The sequence below is a fragment of the Brachybacterium sp. GCM10030267 genome, from assembly GCF_042666875.1.
Lineage (GTDB): Bacteria > Actinomycetota > Actinomycetes > Actinomycetales > Dermabacteraceae > Brachybacterium.
Window position 1 is genome coordinate 336,963 of record NZ_JBHTCX010000017.1, and the last position, 15,138, is coordinate 352,100.

General features: G+C 71.2%; 12 protein-coding genes. 1 reads left to right on the top strand and 11 read right to left on the bottom strand.

Features of this window, described 5'->3' with window-relative positions:
- Positions 1-9 precede the first annotated feature (9 nt).
- From ACFQS2_RS16065 to ACFQS2_RS16095, 7 genes are all read right to left on the bottom strand, one after another.
- Positions 10-414, bottom strand: coding sequence for a hypothetical protein (locus ACFQS2_RS16065; protein WP_377020391.1), 405 nt, complete (start codon positions 412-414; stop codon positions 10-12).
- Positions 415-428: 14 nt separating this feature from the next.
- Entirely contained in the window at positions 429-1,196 is a 768-nt protein-coding gene (dapB, locus tag ACFQS2_RS16070) for a 4-hydroxy-tetrahydrodipicolinate reductase (protein WP_377794406.1), read from the bottom strand.
- Between the two features lie 129 nt (positions 1,197-1,325).
- On the bottom strand, positions 1,326-2,663 hold the full coding sequence (locus tag ACFQS2_RS16075) for a M16 family metallopeptidase (protein ID WP_377020389.1): 1,338 nt from the start codon (positions 2,661-2,663) through the stop codon (positions 1,326-1,328).
- Positions 2,664-2,799: 136 nt separating this feature from the next.
- The gene (locus ACFQS2_RS16080; protein WP_377020388.1) at positions 2,800-3,279 is read right to left on the bottom strand and encodes a DUF664 domain-containing protein; all 480 of its coding nucleotides are present in this window, start codon (positions 3,277-3,279) and stop codon (positions 2,800-2,802) included.
- Between the two features lie 137 nt (positions 3,280-3,416).
- A complete protein-coding gene (locus tag ACFQS2_RS16085) occupies positions 3,417-5,684 on the bottom strand; it encodes a polyribonucleotide nucleotidyltransferase (protein WP_377794407.1) in 2,268 nt (755 codons plus the stop codon).
- A gap of 227 nt (positions 5,685-5,911) precedes the next feature.
- Positions 5,912-6,181, bottom strand: a complete 270-nt coding sequence (gene rpsO / locus ACFQS2_RS16090) for a 30S ribosomal protein S15 (protein WP_377020386.1) — start codon at positions 6,179-6,181, stop codon at positions 5,912-5,914.
- A 150-nt stretch (positions 6,182-6,331) separates the two neighbouring features.
- Positions 6,332-7,357, bottom strand: coding sequence for a bifunctional riboflavin kinase/FAD synthetase (locus tag ACFQS2_RS16095; RefSeq protein ID WP_377020385.1), 1,026 nt, complete (start codon positions 7,355-7,357; stop codon positions 6,332-6,334).
- Between the two features lie 380 nt (positions 7,358-7,737).
- Here ACFQS2_RS16095 and ACFQS2_RS16100 point away from each other — a divergent pair, with 380 nt between their 5' ends.
- Positions 7,738-9,297: a L,D-transpeptidase family protein gene (locus ACFQS2_RS16100; RefSeq protein ID WP_377020384.1), complete on the top strand. Its 1,560-nt coding sequence runs from the start codon at positions 7,738-7,740 to the stop codon at positions 9,295-9,297.
- 102 nt (positions 9,298-9,399) lie between these two features.
- On the opposite strand, the gene truB is transcribed toward ACFQS2_RS16100, so the two are convergent.
- Genes truB through infB form a run of 4 tightly spaced genes read right to left on the bottom strand, consistent with a single transcriptional unit; the run spans position 9,400 to position 15,091 of the window.
- Positions 9,400-10,416, bottom strand: a complete 1,017-nt coding sequence (truB, locus tag ACFQS2_RS16105) for a tRNA pseudouridine(55) synthase TruB (protein ID WP_377020383.1) — start codon at positions 10,414-10,416, stop codon at positions 9,400-9,402.
- Positions 10,413-10,967 (bottom strand): 30S ribosome-binding factor RbfA, encoded by a 555-nt coding sequence (rbfA, locus tag ACFQS2_RS16110; RefSeq protein WP_377794408.1) that lies wholly within the window; start codon positions 10,965-10,967, stop codon positions 10,413-10,415. The genes truB and rbfA overlap by 4 nt, the downstream gene beginning before the upstream one ends.
- The gene (locus ACFQS2_RS16115; RefSeq protein ID WP_377794409.1) at positions 10,964-12,124 is read right to left on the bottom strand and encodes a TRM11 family SAM-dependent methyltransferase; all 1,161 of its coding nucleotides are present in this window, start codon (positions 12,122-12,124) and stop codon (positions 10,964-10,966) included. Before ACFQS2_RS16115 ends, rbfA begins: the two co-directional genes overlap by 4 nt.
- A gap of 60 nt (positions 12,125-12,184) precedes the next feature.
- Complete coding sequence (gene infB / locus ACFQS2_RS16120) at positions 12,185-15,091, bottom strand: translation initiation factor IF-2 (RefSeq protein ID WP_377794410.1); 2,907 nt, start codon at positions 15,089-15,091, stop codon at positions 12,185-12,187.
- Positions 15,092-15,138 lie beyond the last annotated feature (47 nt).

Sequence of the window (15,138 nt, forward strand, 5' to 3'; positions counted from 1 at the left end):
CCCGGCCCTCTAGCGGCCGCGCTGCTCCTCGATCGCGCGCCGGGTCGCCATGCGGGCGCCCTTGCGGTCACGCAGCGCGTCATAGGCGAGGGCGAGGCGGAACCAGGCGCTCCAGTCGTGCTCGGCGCCGTCCTGGATCGCGGCCCGGGCGGACTCGAACTCCGCTCGAGGGTCGTCGGGGATCGCTCCGGGCGGCGGTGCGTAGCGTTCGGCGAGGCGCCCGGAGGCGAGGCCGAACAGCACCTCGCGCCACGTCACCCACACGCTGAGGCCGAGCAGGATCGCGATGCCGAGGGCCAGGCCGTAGCCGAGGGCGCTGCCGGCGCGGGCGAAGCCGACGGCTATCCACCCCAGTCCGTAGCAGTACGCCGCGGTGATGAGGACCAGGACGGCGACGAAGAGTTGCTGACGCATGGAGGTTCGCGTGCTCAGCCGAGCTCGAGGTAGCCGTCGAGCCCCACGGTGAGTCCGGGGTGCGCGGCGACCTCGCGGATGCCCAGCAGCACGCCGGGCATGAAGCTGGCGCGGTCGAAGGAGTCGTGGCGGAGCTGGAACTGCTCCCCCGGCCCCCCGAACTGGACGACCTCGTGGGCGACCAGTCCGCGCTGACGGACCGCGTGGACGTGGATGCCGTCGATGACGGCCCCGCGGGCGCCCTGCGGATCCTTCTCGGTCGCGTCCGGGACCGGGCCGAGGCCGGCGGCCGCCCGGCCGCGGGCGATCGCCGCGGCGGTGTGCGTGGCGGTCCCGGAGGGGGCGTCGAGCTTGTTCGGATGGTGCATCTCGATGATCTCGGCGCTGTCGTAGTAGCGGGCAGCGACCTCCGCGAAGCGCATGGCCAGCACGGCGCCGATCGCGAAGTTCGGCGCGATCAGGACGCCCACCCCGTCGGCCTCCTCGAGCTGCGTGCGCACTGCGGCCAGGGAGTCCTCGGTCCAGCCGGTGGCGCCGACGACGGCGTGGACCCCGTGCTCGATCAGCCAGCGGACGTTGTCGCCGGTCGCGGCCGGCACGGTGAGATCCACCGCGACCTGCGCCCCGGCCTCGGTGATCGCGGAGAGGTCGTCGTCGCGACCGATGCGGGCGACGAGTTCGAGGTCCGGTGCCTCGTCGATCGCACGGCATGCCTCGGTGCCCATGCGCCCTCCGGCGCCGAGCACGGCCACGGGCACGGTGGTCTGGTCTGTCTGGGTCATGGCGTGCTCCTCGATCGTCGGCGGATGGCGGATAGATGATAGTGAGCTGGTCGGGCGATCGGAGTGCGGTGGCCGAGCTGGACGGCACCGGAGGACGGCCCGGAATGCTCGGCTCCCGGCTCGTCGGGGTCAGCTCTCGGGGCCGACCTCGACCCGGGTGCTGAAGGACGTGGACAGGCGGGCGGCGAGATCGCGCACCGCGGCGGCATCGACGCGGCCGATCTTCTCCAGCGTCTCGTCCACGCTCGAGTAGGTGCCGTGGACGAGCTCGATGGTGCCCAGGCGGCCCATGCGACTGCTGGTGTCCTCCAGCCCCAGCGCGAAGGAGCCGGTGATCTGACCGCGAGCGCGGGCGAGCTCGTCCTCGTCGACGCCCTGCTCTCCCATCCGTGCCAGCTCGGCGCCGAGGAGCTCGACCACCTCGGTGGTCCGGCCCGGACGGCAGGCCGCGTAGAGGCCGAACAGCCCGGCATCGCGGTATCCGGAGCTGAAGGAGTACACCGAGTAGGCCAATCCGCGCTGCTCTCGGATGTTCTGGAACAGACGGGAGGACATGCCACCGCCGAGGATCGACATCAGCACCGACATGGCGTGGCGCTCCTCGCTGACCGCCGTGATCCCCTGCCCGCCGAGGTAGATGTGGTTCTGCTCGGCGGGCCGCAGCAATCGGTGCGGATCGATGCCGGCGACGTTCGCGACCACGCCGCCGCCGGACTCGCCTCCGGCGGCGTCGGTTCGCAGCCGTCGCGCGGGCAGGGCGCCGGGCTCGAGTCTCCATCCACCGCGGCGCAGGCCCGCCTGCACCAGCTCGGCGAGCTCGTCGTGGTCGATGTCGCCGACGGCCGTGACCACCAGGTTGCCGGGCCGGTAGTGCTCGGCCCAGTGGGCGCGGACGTCCTCGATGCTCAGCGCGTTCACGCTCTCGGCGGTGCCGCCGACGGGACGGCCGATCGCCGTGTCGGGCCCGAGGACGTCGGCGAGGAAGGTCTCGTAGCCGATGTCGGTCGGGTCGTCCTCTGCCATGGCGAGCTCTTCGAGGATCACCTCGCGCTCGGTGGCCAGGGCCTCCTCCTCGAGGCGGCTGGCGGTGATCATGTCGGTCAGGACGTCGACCGCCCTGGGAACGTCCGCTGAGCGCACACGCCCGAAGTACAGGGTGTGCTCCTTCGCCGTGATGGCGTTGGAGTCGCCGCCGACCTCATCGAACGCCGTGGCGATGTCCATCGCGCTGCGGCGGTGGGTGCCCTTGAACATCAGGTGCTCGAGCACGTGGGTGGAGCCGGCATGCTGCGGCAGCTCGTCGCGGGAGCCGACCGGCAGCCAGAGCCCGATGGTCGCGCTGCGTACGCTGGGATCGGTCTGGGTCAGCAGCCGCACGCCGCCGGGCAGGATGCTGCGGCGCACGCCGGTGGCGGCATCGAGCATCACATCGGACGCGGGGTCGTCGAAGGCGAGGTCGGAAGGCATCGATTGATTCTCCCACGGGCCGGAACACCCCGGGGGAACCGCTCCGAGGCGCCGGGAATCGGGGGGTGCACGGCGGCACCGGAGAGACGGCGCTTCCTCGACTCCGTCGGCGAGGGCGGGAGCAGAGATGAGGAGTTCAGGGCACGACGATGTGCTGTCGGCCATCGATGAGCTCACGGACGATGTCCAGATGGCCCGCGTGCACGGCGGTCTCCTCGAGCATGCGCAGGAGGATGCCGCGGCCGTCGGCCATGATCGGCCCGTCGAACACACTCGCGGGCGGTCGCCAGCGCGGCGGCTCGGCGAGGTCGACGCGCGCGAGGACCTCGTCGGAGCGCTCGATCTCCTCGCGGTACCGGGAGATGGCGTCCCGCCCGGAGGCCGGGCCGTCTCTCCATCCGTCGCACAGTCCCTCGATCGCTCGGGGCTGGGCATCGAGCACCGCGGAGATCCAGAACCTCTCGTCGTCGAAGGTCAGGTGGCCGAGCAGCTGCGTGATCGACCATCCCGAGGGCACATGGACCTCGGCCATCCGCGCATCGTCGAGACCGTCGACGGCCGCCAGCACATGGCCTCGCTGCTCGGTCAGCAGCGCGATCAGATCAGGATCGTGCATGGATGCTCCTCAGCGTCGTGCCGTCGCGCGTCCATCACATCAGGTCCCACCCGAACGTGGAAGCCCTGGAACGACGGACGGGCGGCACCCCCGCAGGGATGCCGCCCGTCCGTCGTTGCCGGATCACCCGGCGAGGATCACTCCTGGCCGGCGTCCTCGGCCGGCTTCTCGTCGCCCTGCTCGTCCTTCTCGTCCTCGATCACGCCGAGGGAGATCTTGCCGCGGGCGTCGATCTCGCGGATCTCCACCTCGATCTTCTGACCGACCTTGGCGACGTCCTCGACGTTCTCGACCCGCTTGCCGTCGTTCAGCTTGCGCAGCTGGGTGACGTGGAGCAGGCCGTCCTTGCCCGGGGTGAGGGAGACGAACGCGCCGAAGTCGACCACACGCACCACGGTGCCGAGGTAGCGCTCGCCGACCTCCGGGACCATCGGGTTGGCGATGGCGTTGATCGCGGAGCGGGCGGCCTCGGCCGAGGGGCCGTCGGTCGCACCGATGTACACGGTGCCGTCGTCCTCGATCGTGATGTCCGCGCCGGTGTCGTCCTGGATCTGGTTGATCATCTGGCCCTTGGGGCCGATGACCGCACCGATCTTGTCGACGGGCACGGTGACCGCGAGCACGCGCGGAGCGTGCGGGCTCATCTCGTCGGGCGTATCGATCGCCTCGTTCAGCACGCCCAGGATGGCCAGGCGGGCCTCACGGGCCTGCGACAGCGCGCCGCCCAGCACCGAGGCGGGGATGCCGTCGAGCTTGGTGTCCAGCTGGATCGCCGTGACGAACTCGGAGGTGCCGGCGACCTTGAAGTCCATGTCGCCGAAGGCGTCCTCGGCGCCGAGGATGTCGGTCAGCGCCGCGTAGCGGGTCTCACCGTCGACGGTGTCCGAGATCAGGCCCATCGCGATGCCCGCGACCGGTGCCCGCAGCGGCACTCCGGCGTTCATCAGCGACAGGGTGGAGGCGCAGACGGAACCCATCGACGTGGAGCCGTTGGAGCCGAGGGCCTCGGAGACCTGACGGATCGCGTAGGGGAACTCCTCGCGGCCGGGCAGGACCGGGACCAGGGCGCGCTCGGCGAGCATGCCGTGGCCGATCTCGCGACGCTTCGGGGAGCCCACGCGACCGGTCTCGCCGGTGGAGTACGGCGGGAAATTGTAGTGGTGGACGTAGCGCTTGCGGGTCACCGGCGACAGCGAGTCGATCTGCTGCTCCATCTTGAGCATGTTCAGCGTGGTCACGCCGAGGATCTGGGTCTCGCCGCGCTGGAACAGAGCCGAGCCGTGCACACGCGGGATGACCTCGACCTCGGCCGACAGCGCGCGGATGTCACGCAGACCGCGACCGTCGATGCGGACGCCGTCGGTGAGGACCTTCTTGCGCACGACCTGCTTGGTCAGGGCGCGGAAGGCTCCGCTGACCTCCTTCTCGCGGCCCTCGAGCTGCTTGCCCTCACCGGCGAGCTCGTCGGTGACCTCGGCCAGCAGCTGCTCGGTGCGCTCCTCGCGCTCGCTCTTGCCGGAGATCGACATGACCTCGGCGAGACGATCGGTGGCGGCTCCGGCGACGATCTCGTAGGCATCGTCCTGGTAGTCCAGGAACAGCGGGAACTCGCGCACCGGCTTGGCGGCGGTGGCGGCCAGCTCCTGCTGGGCCACGCACAGGCTGCGGATGAAGACCTTGGCGGCCTCGAGGCCTTCGGCGACGACCTCCTCGGTGGGGGTGATCGCGCCCTGCTCCTTGATCAGCGTCCAGGAGTTGTCGGTGGCCTCGGCCTCGACCATCATGATCGCCACGTCGGACTCATCGCCCTCGCCGGTGATGCGGCCGGCGACGACCATGGAGAACACGGCCTCCTCGAGCTGGGAGAACGTGGGGAAGGCGACCCACTGGCCGCCGCCCTGGGCGGTCGGGATCAGGGCGATGCGCACCGCACCGATCGGGCCCGAGAAGGGCAGACCGGAGATCTGGGTGGAGGCGGAGGCACCGTTGATGCCGACGACGTCGTACGCGTCGTCAGGTCCGTTGGCCATGACGGTCAGGACGACCTGGACCTCGTTGCGCAGACCCTTGACGAAGGCGGGGCGCAGCGGACGGTCGGTCAGGCGCGCGGCGAGGATCGCGTCGGTGCTGGGACGGCCCTCACGGCGGAAGAAGGAGCCGGGGATGCGGCCCGCGGCGTACATCCGCTCCTCGACGTCGATGGTGAGGGGGAAGAAGTCGAACTGGTCCCTGGGACGGTTCGAGACGGCGGTGGCCGACATGATCATCGTGTCGTCGTCGAGGTAGACGGCGACGGCGCCGGCGGCCTGCTGGGCGAGACGACCGGTCTCGAAGCGGACCTCGCGGCGGCCGAACGAGCCGTTGTCGATGACCGCGGTGGTCGCGGTGATTTCAGGGCCTTCCATGGCCATGTGAATCTCCTTGGGTAGGGGGTTCGCCCTGCCGGCGCGGTCATCGCCAGTCACTCGCGGTCCCGGCGGGACCCGGTGATCTGCCGGGGCCTGCGTACCGCACGTCACTGCCGAGGACCGAACCTGGTCGGGGCGGGTATCTGTTATCTGGTTCTTCGGTGGCCCACCGGGGTGGGCACATGAAACCGCCGCCCGCCCTCAGGGGCGAGCGGCGGGTGGTGTCACCGGCGGATGCCGACGCGCTGGATCAGCGAACGGTACCGCTCGATGTCGACGTCCTGCAGGTACTGCAGGAGGCGCTTGCGCTGGCCGACCAGCAGCATGAGACCCCGACGAGTGTGGTGATCGTGCTTGTGGGTCTTCAGGTGCTCGGTCAGGTACTTGATGCGGTGAGTCAGGAGCGCGACCTGGACCTCGGGCGAGCCGGTGTCGCCCTCGGTGGTCCCGAACTCCTTGATGATCTCCTGCTTGGTGGCGGTATCGAAGGCCATGGCTCTCCTGGGTCGTTGCGCGGCGCTCCGGGACCTTGTGTCCTGGGCTCTCTGTGCGAGCTGTCTCCTGTCGGCGCACGCGCCGGGGCGGGTGCTGCGGATAGGGACGGGAATGCTCTCCGCGGCCGAATTCACGGCCTCAGCAGGATATCAGCCGGTGGCTGCGGGACGGGAGCCGTGCACGTCCAGAGTGCGGCGGCTCACCTCCACGTCCTCGCGCATCTGCTCGACCAGGCTCTCGACCGAGTCGAACGTCAGCGTGGGCCGCTGGAACCGGACGAACTCCAGGCGCACCGTGTCGCCGTAGAGGTCGAGGTCGTGGTCACCGTGCACATAGGCCTCCACCGTGCGTCGCGGGCCTCCCGCGCCGTCCTCGTCCTCGAAGGTGGGGTTGGTGCCGATGGAGATCGTCGCAGGTGCGCCGGCCAGCGGCTCGGTGCCCGCATGGCCAGGATCCTGCTCCAGCACGGTGAGGTAGCCGGCGTAGACGCCGTCGGCGGGGATCAGACCGGCCGGTGCCGGGCCGAGGTTCGCGGTCGGGAAGCCGAGCTCGCGCCCTCGCCGATGGCCGTGGTGGATGACATCGGTGACGGTGTGGAGGCGGCCGAGCGCATCGGCCGCCCCGTCGACGTCACCCCCCAGCAGTGCGGCGCGGATCCCGGAGGACGAGATGCGGCCGGTCCCTTCCCCGTCGGGCCCGAGGTCCGCGACGGTCACGACCTCGAAGCCGTACGTGCGGCCCAGGTCGCGCATGGTCTCGATGTTCCCGGCATTGCCCCGGCCGAACAGGGCGTCCTCCCCCAGCACGACGCACTCGGCGCCGAGCCCCTCGACCAGGAACACCCGCACGAAGTCCTCCGCCGAGTACTGGGCGAAGTCGCGGGTGAACTCGAGGTCGAGGACGCCGCTCATCCCGGCGAGCAGCAGCAGCCGATCACGATCGTCCCGCCCCGTCAGCAGCGGGGGGTCACCGGGAGTGCCCATCACGTGCCGGGGGTGCGGCCAAAAGGTCAGGGCGACCGGGGACAGCGAACGTGCCTGCGCGTGGCGCAGCAGCTGGTCGAGCACGTAGCGGTGGCCGCGATGGACCCCGTCGTAGTTGCCGATCGAGACCGCCGTCGCACCGAGGCCGGCGGGAACCTCCTCGACGGAGTGCCAGATGGGGGCGCGGGTCACGGCGGGGTCGGGTCCTTCCAGAGCCGGGAGCACGTCCGAACCCTCGGACGTCGGGACAGGCAGCGGGGTCGCAGCACGTCGCGGAACGTCGCACCGCACGGACGAACGCACCGCGGGAACGACGACCGGCGCAGAACGCAGAACATCGCTCAGCGGCATACGACATCGACGTGCGGGGACACTGTATCCCCCGCGCACGGCCCGGAAAGCGCATCGGGATGATACCCAGCTGTGATGAAGGTCGGCGTTTCACTCATATCCCTCACGATGCGCACTCCGCTACCCTGAACGACAAGGCGGCGCCGGGGAGGGACCCCTGTGCCTTCCCGCGAAGTAAGCGGGGGCTGACATGACGGCCGCTGAGAAACGGATCGATTTCCATGACGAACGTGACCGAACCGGCCGCGCTGGGCGGCCCATCGCGACCCACCGGGCGCCACGGGCGTCGACGCGTCTCCCTCATCGTGGCGGCCGTCGTCGCCGTCATCGCTGTCGTACTCACCGGCGGCGCGCTCGCCTATGCCAAGCAGTTCGAGGGACGCGCCCTGCCGGGCACCGAGGTCCTCGGAAAGGACGTCTCCGGGCAGAGCCCCGAGGAGATCGCCGCACTCGTCGCCGAGCGCGGCGAATCCGTCACGGTGACGGTCACCGCCGGCGACCAGGAGCACGAGGTTTCCCTCGCGGACCTCGGCGTGAACGTCGATGCGGCCGCCACGGCGGCCGCCGCCGTCGAGCGCGACGACTCCTTCACCGGCGTGATCTCCTCGACCTGGTCGGGCGAGCACACGGTCGACCCGGTCGTCTCCGTCGACGAGGGAGCGGTCCAGGACTTCGCCAAGGGCCTCGTGCCCGAGGACAAGACGGAACCGGTCGACGCGCAGGTGACCTTCGACGAGGAGAAGCAGGCGTGGACCGCGGTCCCGGGGACCGACGGCCAGGGCATCGACCCGCAGCCCCTCGTGGACGCCGTCACGCAGAAGGCGTCCTCGCTGGAGGACTTCAGCGTGGAGCAGCCGATCAAGGACATCCCGCCGGCGATCACCACCGAGGAGGCCGAGGAGGTCGTCGGCACCATCAGCGGCATCCTCGAGCAGCCGATGACGATCGCCGGAGCCGACGGGAAGACCCACGAGGTCTCCGCCGAGCGCCGCAGCGACTGGCTGTCGGTCGCTCCGGACGAGGCGGGCCAGTCGCTCGAGATCTCGGTCGACGAGGAGAGCGTGCGCGAGTGGGTCTCTGCGCGCGCCGACAAGGACTCCGTCGAGAAGAAGGACGGCATCGAGCAGGTCGACGAGAACGGTGAGGTCGTCAAGGTCGTCGCCGAGAAGCAGGACGGCCTGGATATCACCAACGCCGACGCCGTGGCCGACGAGCTGATCGCCGCGCTGAACGGCACCACGCCCCTCGAGGCGGCCTTCGAGACGAAGAAGGTCGAGGCGGAGGTCGAGGAGGTCGACGCTCCGAAGTCCGAGGAGGAGAAGGCCGAGGAGGAGAAGGAGAAGGCCAAGGACGAGGAGTCCGAGGACGCCGACGAGGCCGAGGAGGCCACTCCGACCGGCGAGAAGTGGATCGATGTGAACCTGTCCAACAAGACCGTGACCGCGTACGTCGGCGACACGCCCGTGTGGGGCCCCCGTTCGATGGTCGACGGCAAGGAGGGCAATGAGACGGTCACCGGCACCTACGAGATCTACCTGCGCTACGAGAAGCAGGACATGACCAACGCGAGCCGGTACCCCGAGGGGCACGAGAAGTACTACTACAACCCGGACGTCCCGTGGGTGCAGTACTTCCACGCCGGCTATGGCTTCCACGGAGCCCCGTGGCGCTCATCCTTCGGATACTCCGGGTCGCACGGATGCATCAACCTGCCCGTCTCCGACGCCAAGTGGCTCTACGACTGGGCTTCCGAGGGCACGCGGGTGGAAGTGCACCACTGACGCCCACCCCATGACACGAGAAGGCCGCCCCCGGAGATCTCCGGGGGCGGCCTTCGTCGTCGTGCTGTGCGCCGACCGAGCCCCGACGGGGCCGGAGCCTGATCAGCCGCGCGCTTCCGGCGGGATGACCATCATCGGTCGCCACCGCTCCCCCTCGGGCCGCAGCACGGCCCGCAGGGCTCCCTCGGTATCGAGAGCGGCGACCACCTCGTGCTCGGCCTCGTCGTGCTCGGCCTCGTCGTGCGCGGCCTCGCCGGCGGAACTCACAGAGCCGCCGGCGCCGCGCCCATCGGCCCCGCTCCCGAGCGCTGCGATGCCCGGCCGGGCCGGCTCGTCGGACCGGGGGATGCGGCGGCCGTCGGCGAGGTCGCGCGCGGCCTGCTCGTCGACGGGGAGGACGGGCAGGACGCGGGAGGCGGCGTCTCCGAGCCCGAGCAGCGGGAGGTCGACATCGTCCCCCTCACCACGCGCCGGGACGTGGACCGCCTCGGAGACCGGGAAGGGACCGACATCGGTGCGGCGCAGCGCGGTCAGGTGTCCCCCGACCCCGAGTGCGGCTCCGAGGTCGCGGGCGAGCGCCCGGACGTACGTTCCCGAGGAGCAGGTCACCACGGCGTCCAGATCGAGGAAGCCGTCGACCTCTCGGCGGGCCGTGAGCTCGAACCGGGAGATCCGCACGGGTCGCGCCGCGAGCTCGACGTCCTCTCCGGCGCGGGCGCGGGCGTAGGCGCGCTTGCCGTCGACCTTGATCGCGCTCACGGTCGAGGGCACCTGCTGGATGTCCCCTCGCAGGTGGGCGAGCTGCTCCTCGATCGCCGCATCGGAGAGTCCGGTGGCGTCACGGGGCTCGCCGAGACCCTCCCCCTCCCGGTCGTCCGTGGTGGTGGACAGTCCGAGCCGGATCGTGGCGAGGTAGGTCTTGTCCAGGCCCACCAGGTGGGTCAGCAGGCGGGTCCCCTGCCCAATGCCGAGGATCAGCAGTCCGGTGGCCATCGGGTCGAGAGTGCCGGCGTGTCCGACCTTCTTGGTACCCAGCAGCCATCGCACCCGGGCGACGACGTCGTGGCTCGTGCGGTCGGGGGCCTTGTCGACCAGCAGGACGCCGTGCGGAGCGCTCACGCGTCCTCGCGGCCGCGCTTGCCGGTGGCGCCGCCGGCGGGCTCAGCACCGTCGGCCCTGTCGTCCTCGTCGGTCGCGAAGGCGCCGTCGACCCCGGGGGCCGCGTCACCGTCCGCGTCGCCGTCCTCGTCCTCGCGCGCCACGCGGTAGGGGTCCGCGTCTCCGGCGTAGTCGGCGCCCTCCTTGGAGCGGGCGAGCTCGGCGTCGCGGCCGCGGGCCTCGCTCAGCAGATCCTCGATGACACGGGCGTTCTCCGGGACGGCATCGGCGATGAACTCGAGCGTCGGGGTCAGGCGGACGCCGGTCTGCCGGCCGACCTCACGGCGCAGCATGCCGGTGGCGCTGGTCAGCGCCGCGGCGGTGCCCTCTCGCTCCTCGTCGGTGCCGAAGACGGTGTAGAAGACGGTGGCGTGCTGGAGGTCGCCGCTGACACGCACGTCGGTGATCGTCACGAACCCGAGCCGGGGGTCCTTGACGCGGGTGTCGAGCATGGTCGCGACGATGACCTTGATGCGGTCGGCGAGCTTGAGAGCGCGGGGGTTGTCGTTCATGGTCGGATCTTCTCCTGATCGGCGCCGAGAGCTGCGAGCTGCTCGGCGCGGGGATGGTCGGTGGGGATCGCGAGCAGGACGTCGCGGTCGATGGAGCGGTCGACGCGGTGCCGGAAGGCGCCGTCACGGCTGATCACCCGCAGCCCCGCACCGGCCAGCACGTCGCTGGCGTCCTCGTGGGCGAGGGTATGGCGGTTGATCGCCAGGGCGAGGCCACCGCCGTCGCGCAGCAGGGAGCGCCAGGGGCCAGCGGCGCTGCGCAGCACCTCGAGCGGTGAACGCTGCCAGGCACCGGCGGCCTTCGCGCCGTGCTGGACGCCGTAGGGCAGGTCGGCCACCAGCGCGTCGACGCTGCGGTCGGGCAGCAGCTCGCCGAGCAGGGTCGTGTCGCAGCCCAGCACGCTCACACGCTGGCTGCGGCCCTCGCGCTGGGCCTGTTTGCCGGCGGCCAGCTCCGCGTCCAGGCGCGTCCCCAGATGCTGACCGCGCAGGGTCAGCTTCGAGGCGGTCAGGGTGTGCTTGTAGCGGTGGCTGCGCAGCCAGGTGGTCAGGAATGAGCGGTAGGCGTCGACGTCCTTGCGGTCGATCTCCGCTCCGAGCGGGCTCAGGCCCAGGCGCAGCGCCCGGTTGAGCGTGGTGCCGCGACCGCAGAGCGGGTCGAGCAGGCTGAGGGTGCCGTCGAAGAGCCCGGCGCGGCGTGTGCTCAGCGCGGCGGCCAGATTGATCAGGAGCGCGGTGAACTGCTCGTTGGTCTTTCCCGGATACTTGAGAATGGTCTCCAGGTCCCCCGGGTGGGTCACCGTGGCGGGCAGCTCCCGAGGGCGCAGCAGCGGCGCCGGCGGAGCGCCGTCCGGCGCCTGCGCGTCGCGGTCCTCGTCGTCGTCCCCTCCCTCGTCCTCGACCACGTCGAAGGCGCCGAGCGTGACGGACAGCGCCGAGATCAGCTGCTGCGTGCGCAGCGGATCGGTGCCGGAGCCCGAAGGGAGGCGGATCTCGAGGGCGTCCATCCCGCCCAGGCGACGCTCCCGCACGGTCGGCACGGTCCCGAGGTGGGCGCCGAGCACCCAGCGGGCCTCGGCGACGGCGAGCGGCCCGGCGGCCTCCGTGTACACGCGGTTGGCCGACGGGGCGCGGAGGACGAGAGTCACCTCCTGCATGCGGCTCTCCTCCCCGACGGGAGCGGCCGGGCGCCGCGGGGGCGCCCGGCCGCTGTCGGCTCAGTCGCGGGGCTTCTCCTGCATCTCGTACGTCGTGATGACGTCACCGATCTGCAGGTCGTTGAAGGATCCCAGGTTGATGCCGCATTCGAAGCCCTCGCGGACCTCGGTGACATCGTCCTTGTAGCGCCGCAGGCCCGCGATCTCGAGGCTCTCGGTGACCACGACACCGTTTCGGGTGATGCGCGCCTTGCCGCCGCGCCGGATGAGACCGCCGCGCACGATGGAACCGGCGATGTTGCCGAACTTGGAGGAGCGGAAGATCTCGCGGATCTCCGCCGTGCCCAGCTCGACCTCCTCGTACTCCGGCTTGAGCATGCCCTTGAGGGCCTGCTCGATCTCGTCGATGGCGTTGTAGATCACGTTGTAGTACTTGATCTCCACGCCCTCGCGGTCGGCGTACTCGGCGTTCGGGCCCTCGGCCCGGACGTTGAAGCCGATGATGATGGCGTTCGAGGCCACGGCGAGGTTGACGTTGTTCATCGTGATCGCGCCGACGCCACGGTCGATGATGCGCAGGTCCACGCCCTCGCCGACATCGATGCCGAGCAGCGCCTCCTCCAGGGCCTCGACCGAACCGGCCGCGTCGCCCTTGATGACGAGGTTGAGCGTCTCGACCTTGCCCTCGGTCATCGCCTTGTTGATGTCCTCGAGGCTGACGCGCTTGCGGGCCTTGGACAGGGCGGCGGCCCGCTTGGCGGACTCCCGCTTCTCGGCGATCTGGCGGGCGGTGCGCTCGTCCTGGGCGACCAGGAAGTTGTCACCGGCGCCGGGCACGTCGGTCAGACCGAGCACCTGCACGGGACGGGACGGACCGGCCTCGCGGATGGCCTCCCCGTTCTCGTCGAGCATCGCGCGGACTCGGCCATGGCCGATGCCGCAGACGATCGCGTCGCCGACGCGCAGGGTGCCCTGCTGGACGAGCACGGTGGCGACCGGGCCGCGACCGCGGTCGAGGTTCGCCTCGATGGCCACGCCGCGGGCCGGCTTGTCGGCGACCGCCGTGAGCTCGAGAGCGGCGTCCGCGGTCAGCAGGACCGCCTCCAGCAGCGCATCGATGTTCTGGTTCTCGCGGGCGGAGACGTCGACGAACATGGTGTCGCCGCCGTACTCCTCGGCGATCAGGTTGTACTCCGTCAGCTGCTGCCGGATCTTCTCCGGGTTCGCACCGGGCTTGTCGATCTTGTTGACCGCGACCACGATCGGCACGTTCGCCGCCTGGGCGTGGTTGAGCGCCTCGATGGTCTGCGGCATCACGCCGTCATCGGCGGCGACCACGAGGATCGCGATGTCGGTGACGTCGGCACCACGGGCACGCATGGCGGTGAACGCCTCGTGACCCGGGGTGTCGATGAACGTCAGGGCGCGCTGGTCTCCCTCGTGCTCGATCTGCACCTGGTAGGCGCCGATGTGCTGGGTGATACCACCGGCCTCGCCGGCGCCCACCTTCGACTGGCGCACGGTGTCCAGCAGCCGGGTCTTGCCGTGGTCGACGTGACCCATGACCGTGACGACCGGCGGGCGGGGCTCGCGGTCCTCCTCGTCCTCCTCGGCGAGCTCGGCATCGAGATCGATGTCGAACTGCTCGAGCAGCTCGCGCTCCTCATCCTCCGGGGAGACGATCTCGATCTTGTAGCCCAGCTCCTCGCCGAGCAGATCGAAGGTCTCCTCGTCCAGCGACTGCGTGGCCGTGGCCATCTCACCCATCGCGAACAGCACGGTGATCAGCGAGGCGGGATTGACGTCGATGCGATCGGCGAAATCGGTCAGCGAGGCGCCGCGGCGCAGACGGATCGTCTGGCCGTTGCCGCGCGGGATCGAGACACCGCCCGGCGCGGGCGCCTGCATCTGTTCGAATTCCTGACGCTTCGCGCGCTTCGACTTGCGCGAACGGGCGGGCTTGCCGCCACGGCCGAAGGCACCCTGGGTGCTGCCGCGACCGCCGCGGCCACGAGGACCGCCGCCACCGCCGCCGCCGGGACCACCGCCGCTGGGGCCGCCGGGGCGACCGCCGGGACCGGGACGTCCGCCGCGGCCGCGGGAACCGGCGTCACCGCCGGGCTTGGCGTCGGCGAGACCACCGTGGGAATGCTGACGCATGATGCCGGGGGTGGGCATCCCGGGACGGGGCGCGCCGCCGCCGGGACGGGGGGCGCCTTCGCGAGGCGTACGCGCGCCGGAATCGGCCTGATCGCCGCCGCGGCCCTGTCCCTGGGGGCGGGGTCCGCCCGGTCGCGGCATGCCCTGCGCGCTGGCGAAGGGGTTGTTGCCCGGGCGCGGGGTGCCCTCACGCGGGGGACGGCCGCCGCCCTGGCCCGGCTTGCGGGAACCGGGGCGCGGCATGCCCTGCGAGCTGGCGAACGGGTTGTTGCCCGGACGCGCGCCGCCGGGACGGGCCGCGGGGCGCTCGCCGCCGGGCTTCGGGGCGGGCGCGGGCCGCTCGCCACCGGGCTTGGGGGCCTTGCTCTGCGGGGTCGGTGCCTCGTCGCGGGCGGCCGCGGGCGTCGCGCCGGCGTCGTCCTGGGAGGCGGGCTCCGGGGCAGGTGCCGCGGGCTTCTCGGCCGCGGGGGCCGGCTGCTGCGAGCTCACCGGCTCTGCCGGGGCATTCTTCGCCGCAGCGGCGGGCTTCGCACCGGGCTTCGGCGCACCGCCGGGCTTGGGCGTGCTGCCGGGCTTGGGGGAGCCGCCTGAGGTGCGGCCGCCGGCGGGGGCGCCGGAGCCGCTCTTGGCGGAGTCGCCGTCGCCGTTCTTGGCGGGCAGCTCCTGGCGCAGGCGGCGGGCGACGGGGGCCTCGACGGTCGAGGAGGCGGAACGAACGAATTCGCCCATGTCCTGCAGCTTCTGCAGAACGATCTTGCTCGGGTGTCCGAGCTCCTTGGCGAGCTCGTGGACGCGGACCTTAGCCACATTTCTCCTGTCTCGGTCCGGCCGACAAGAGGGCGCGGACCATTAAT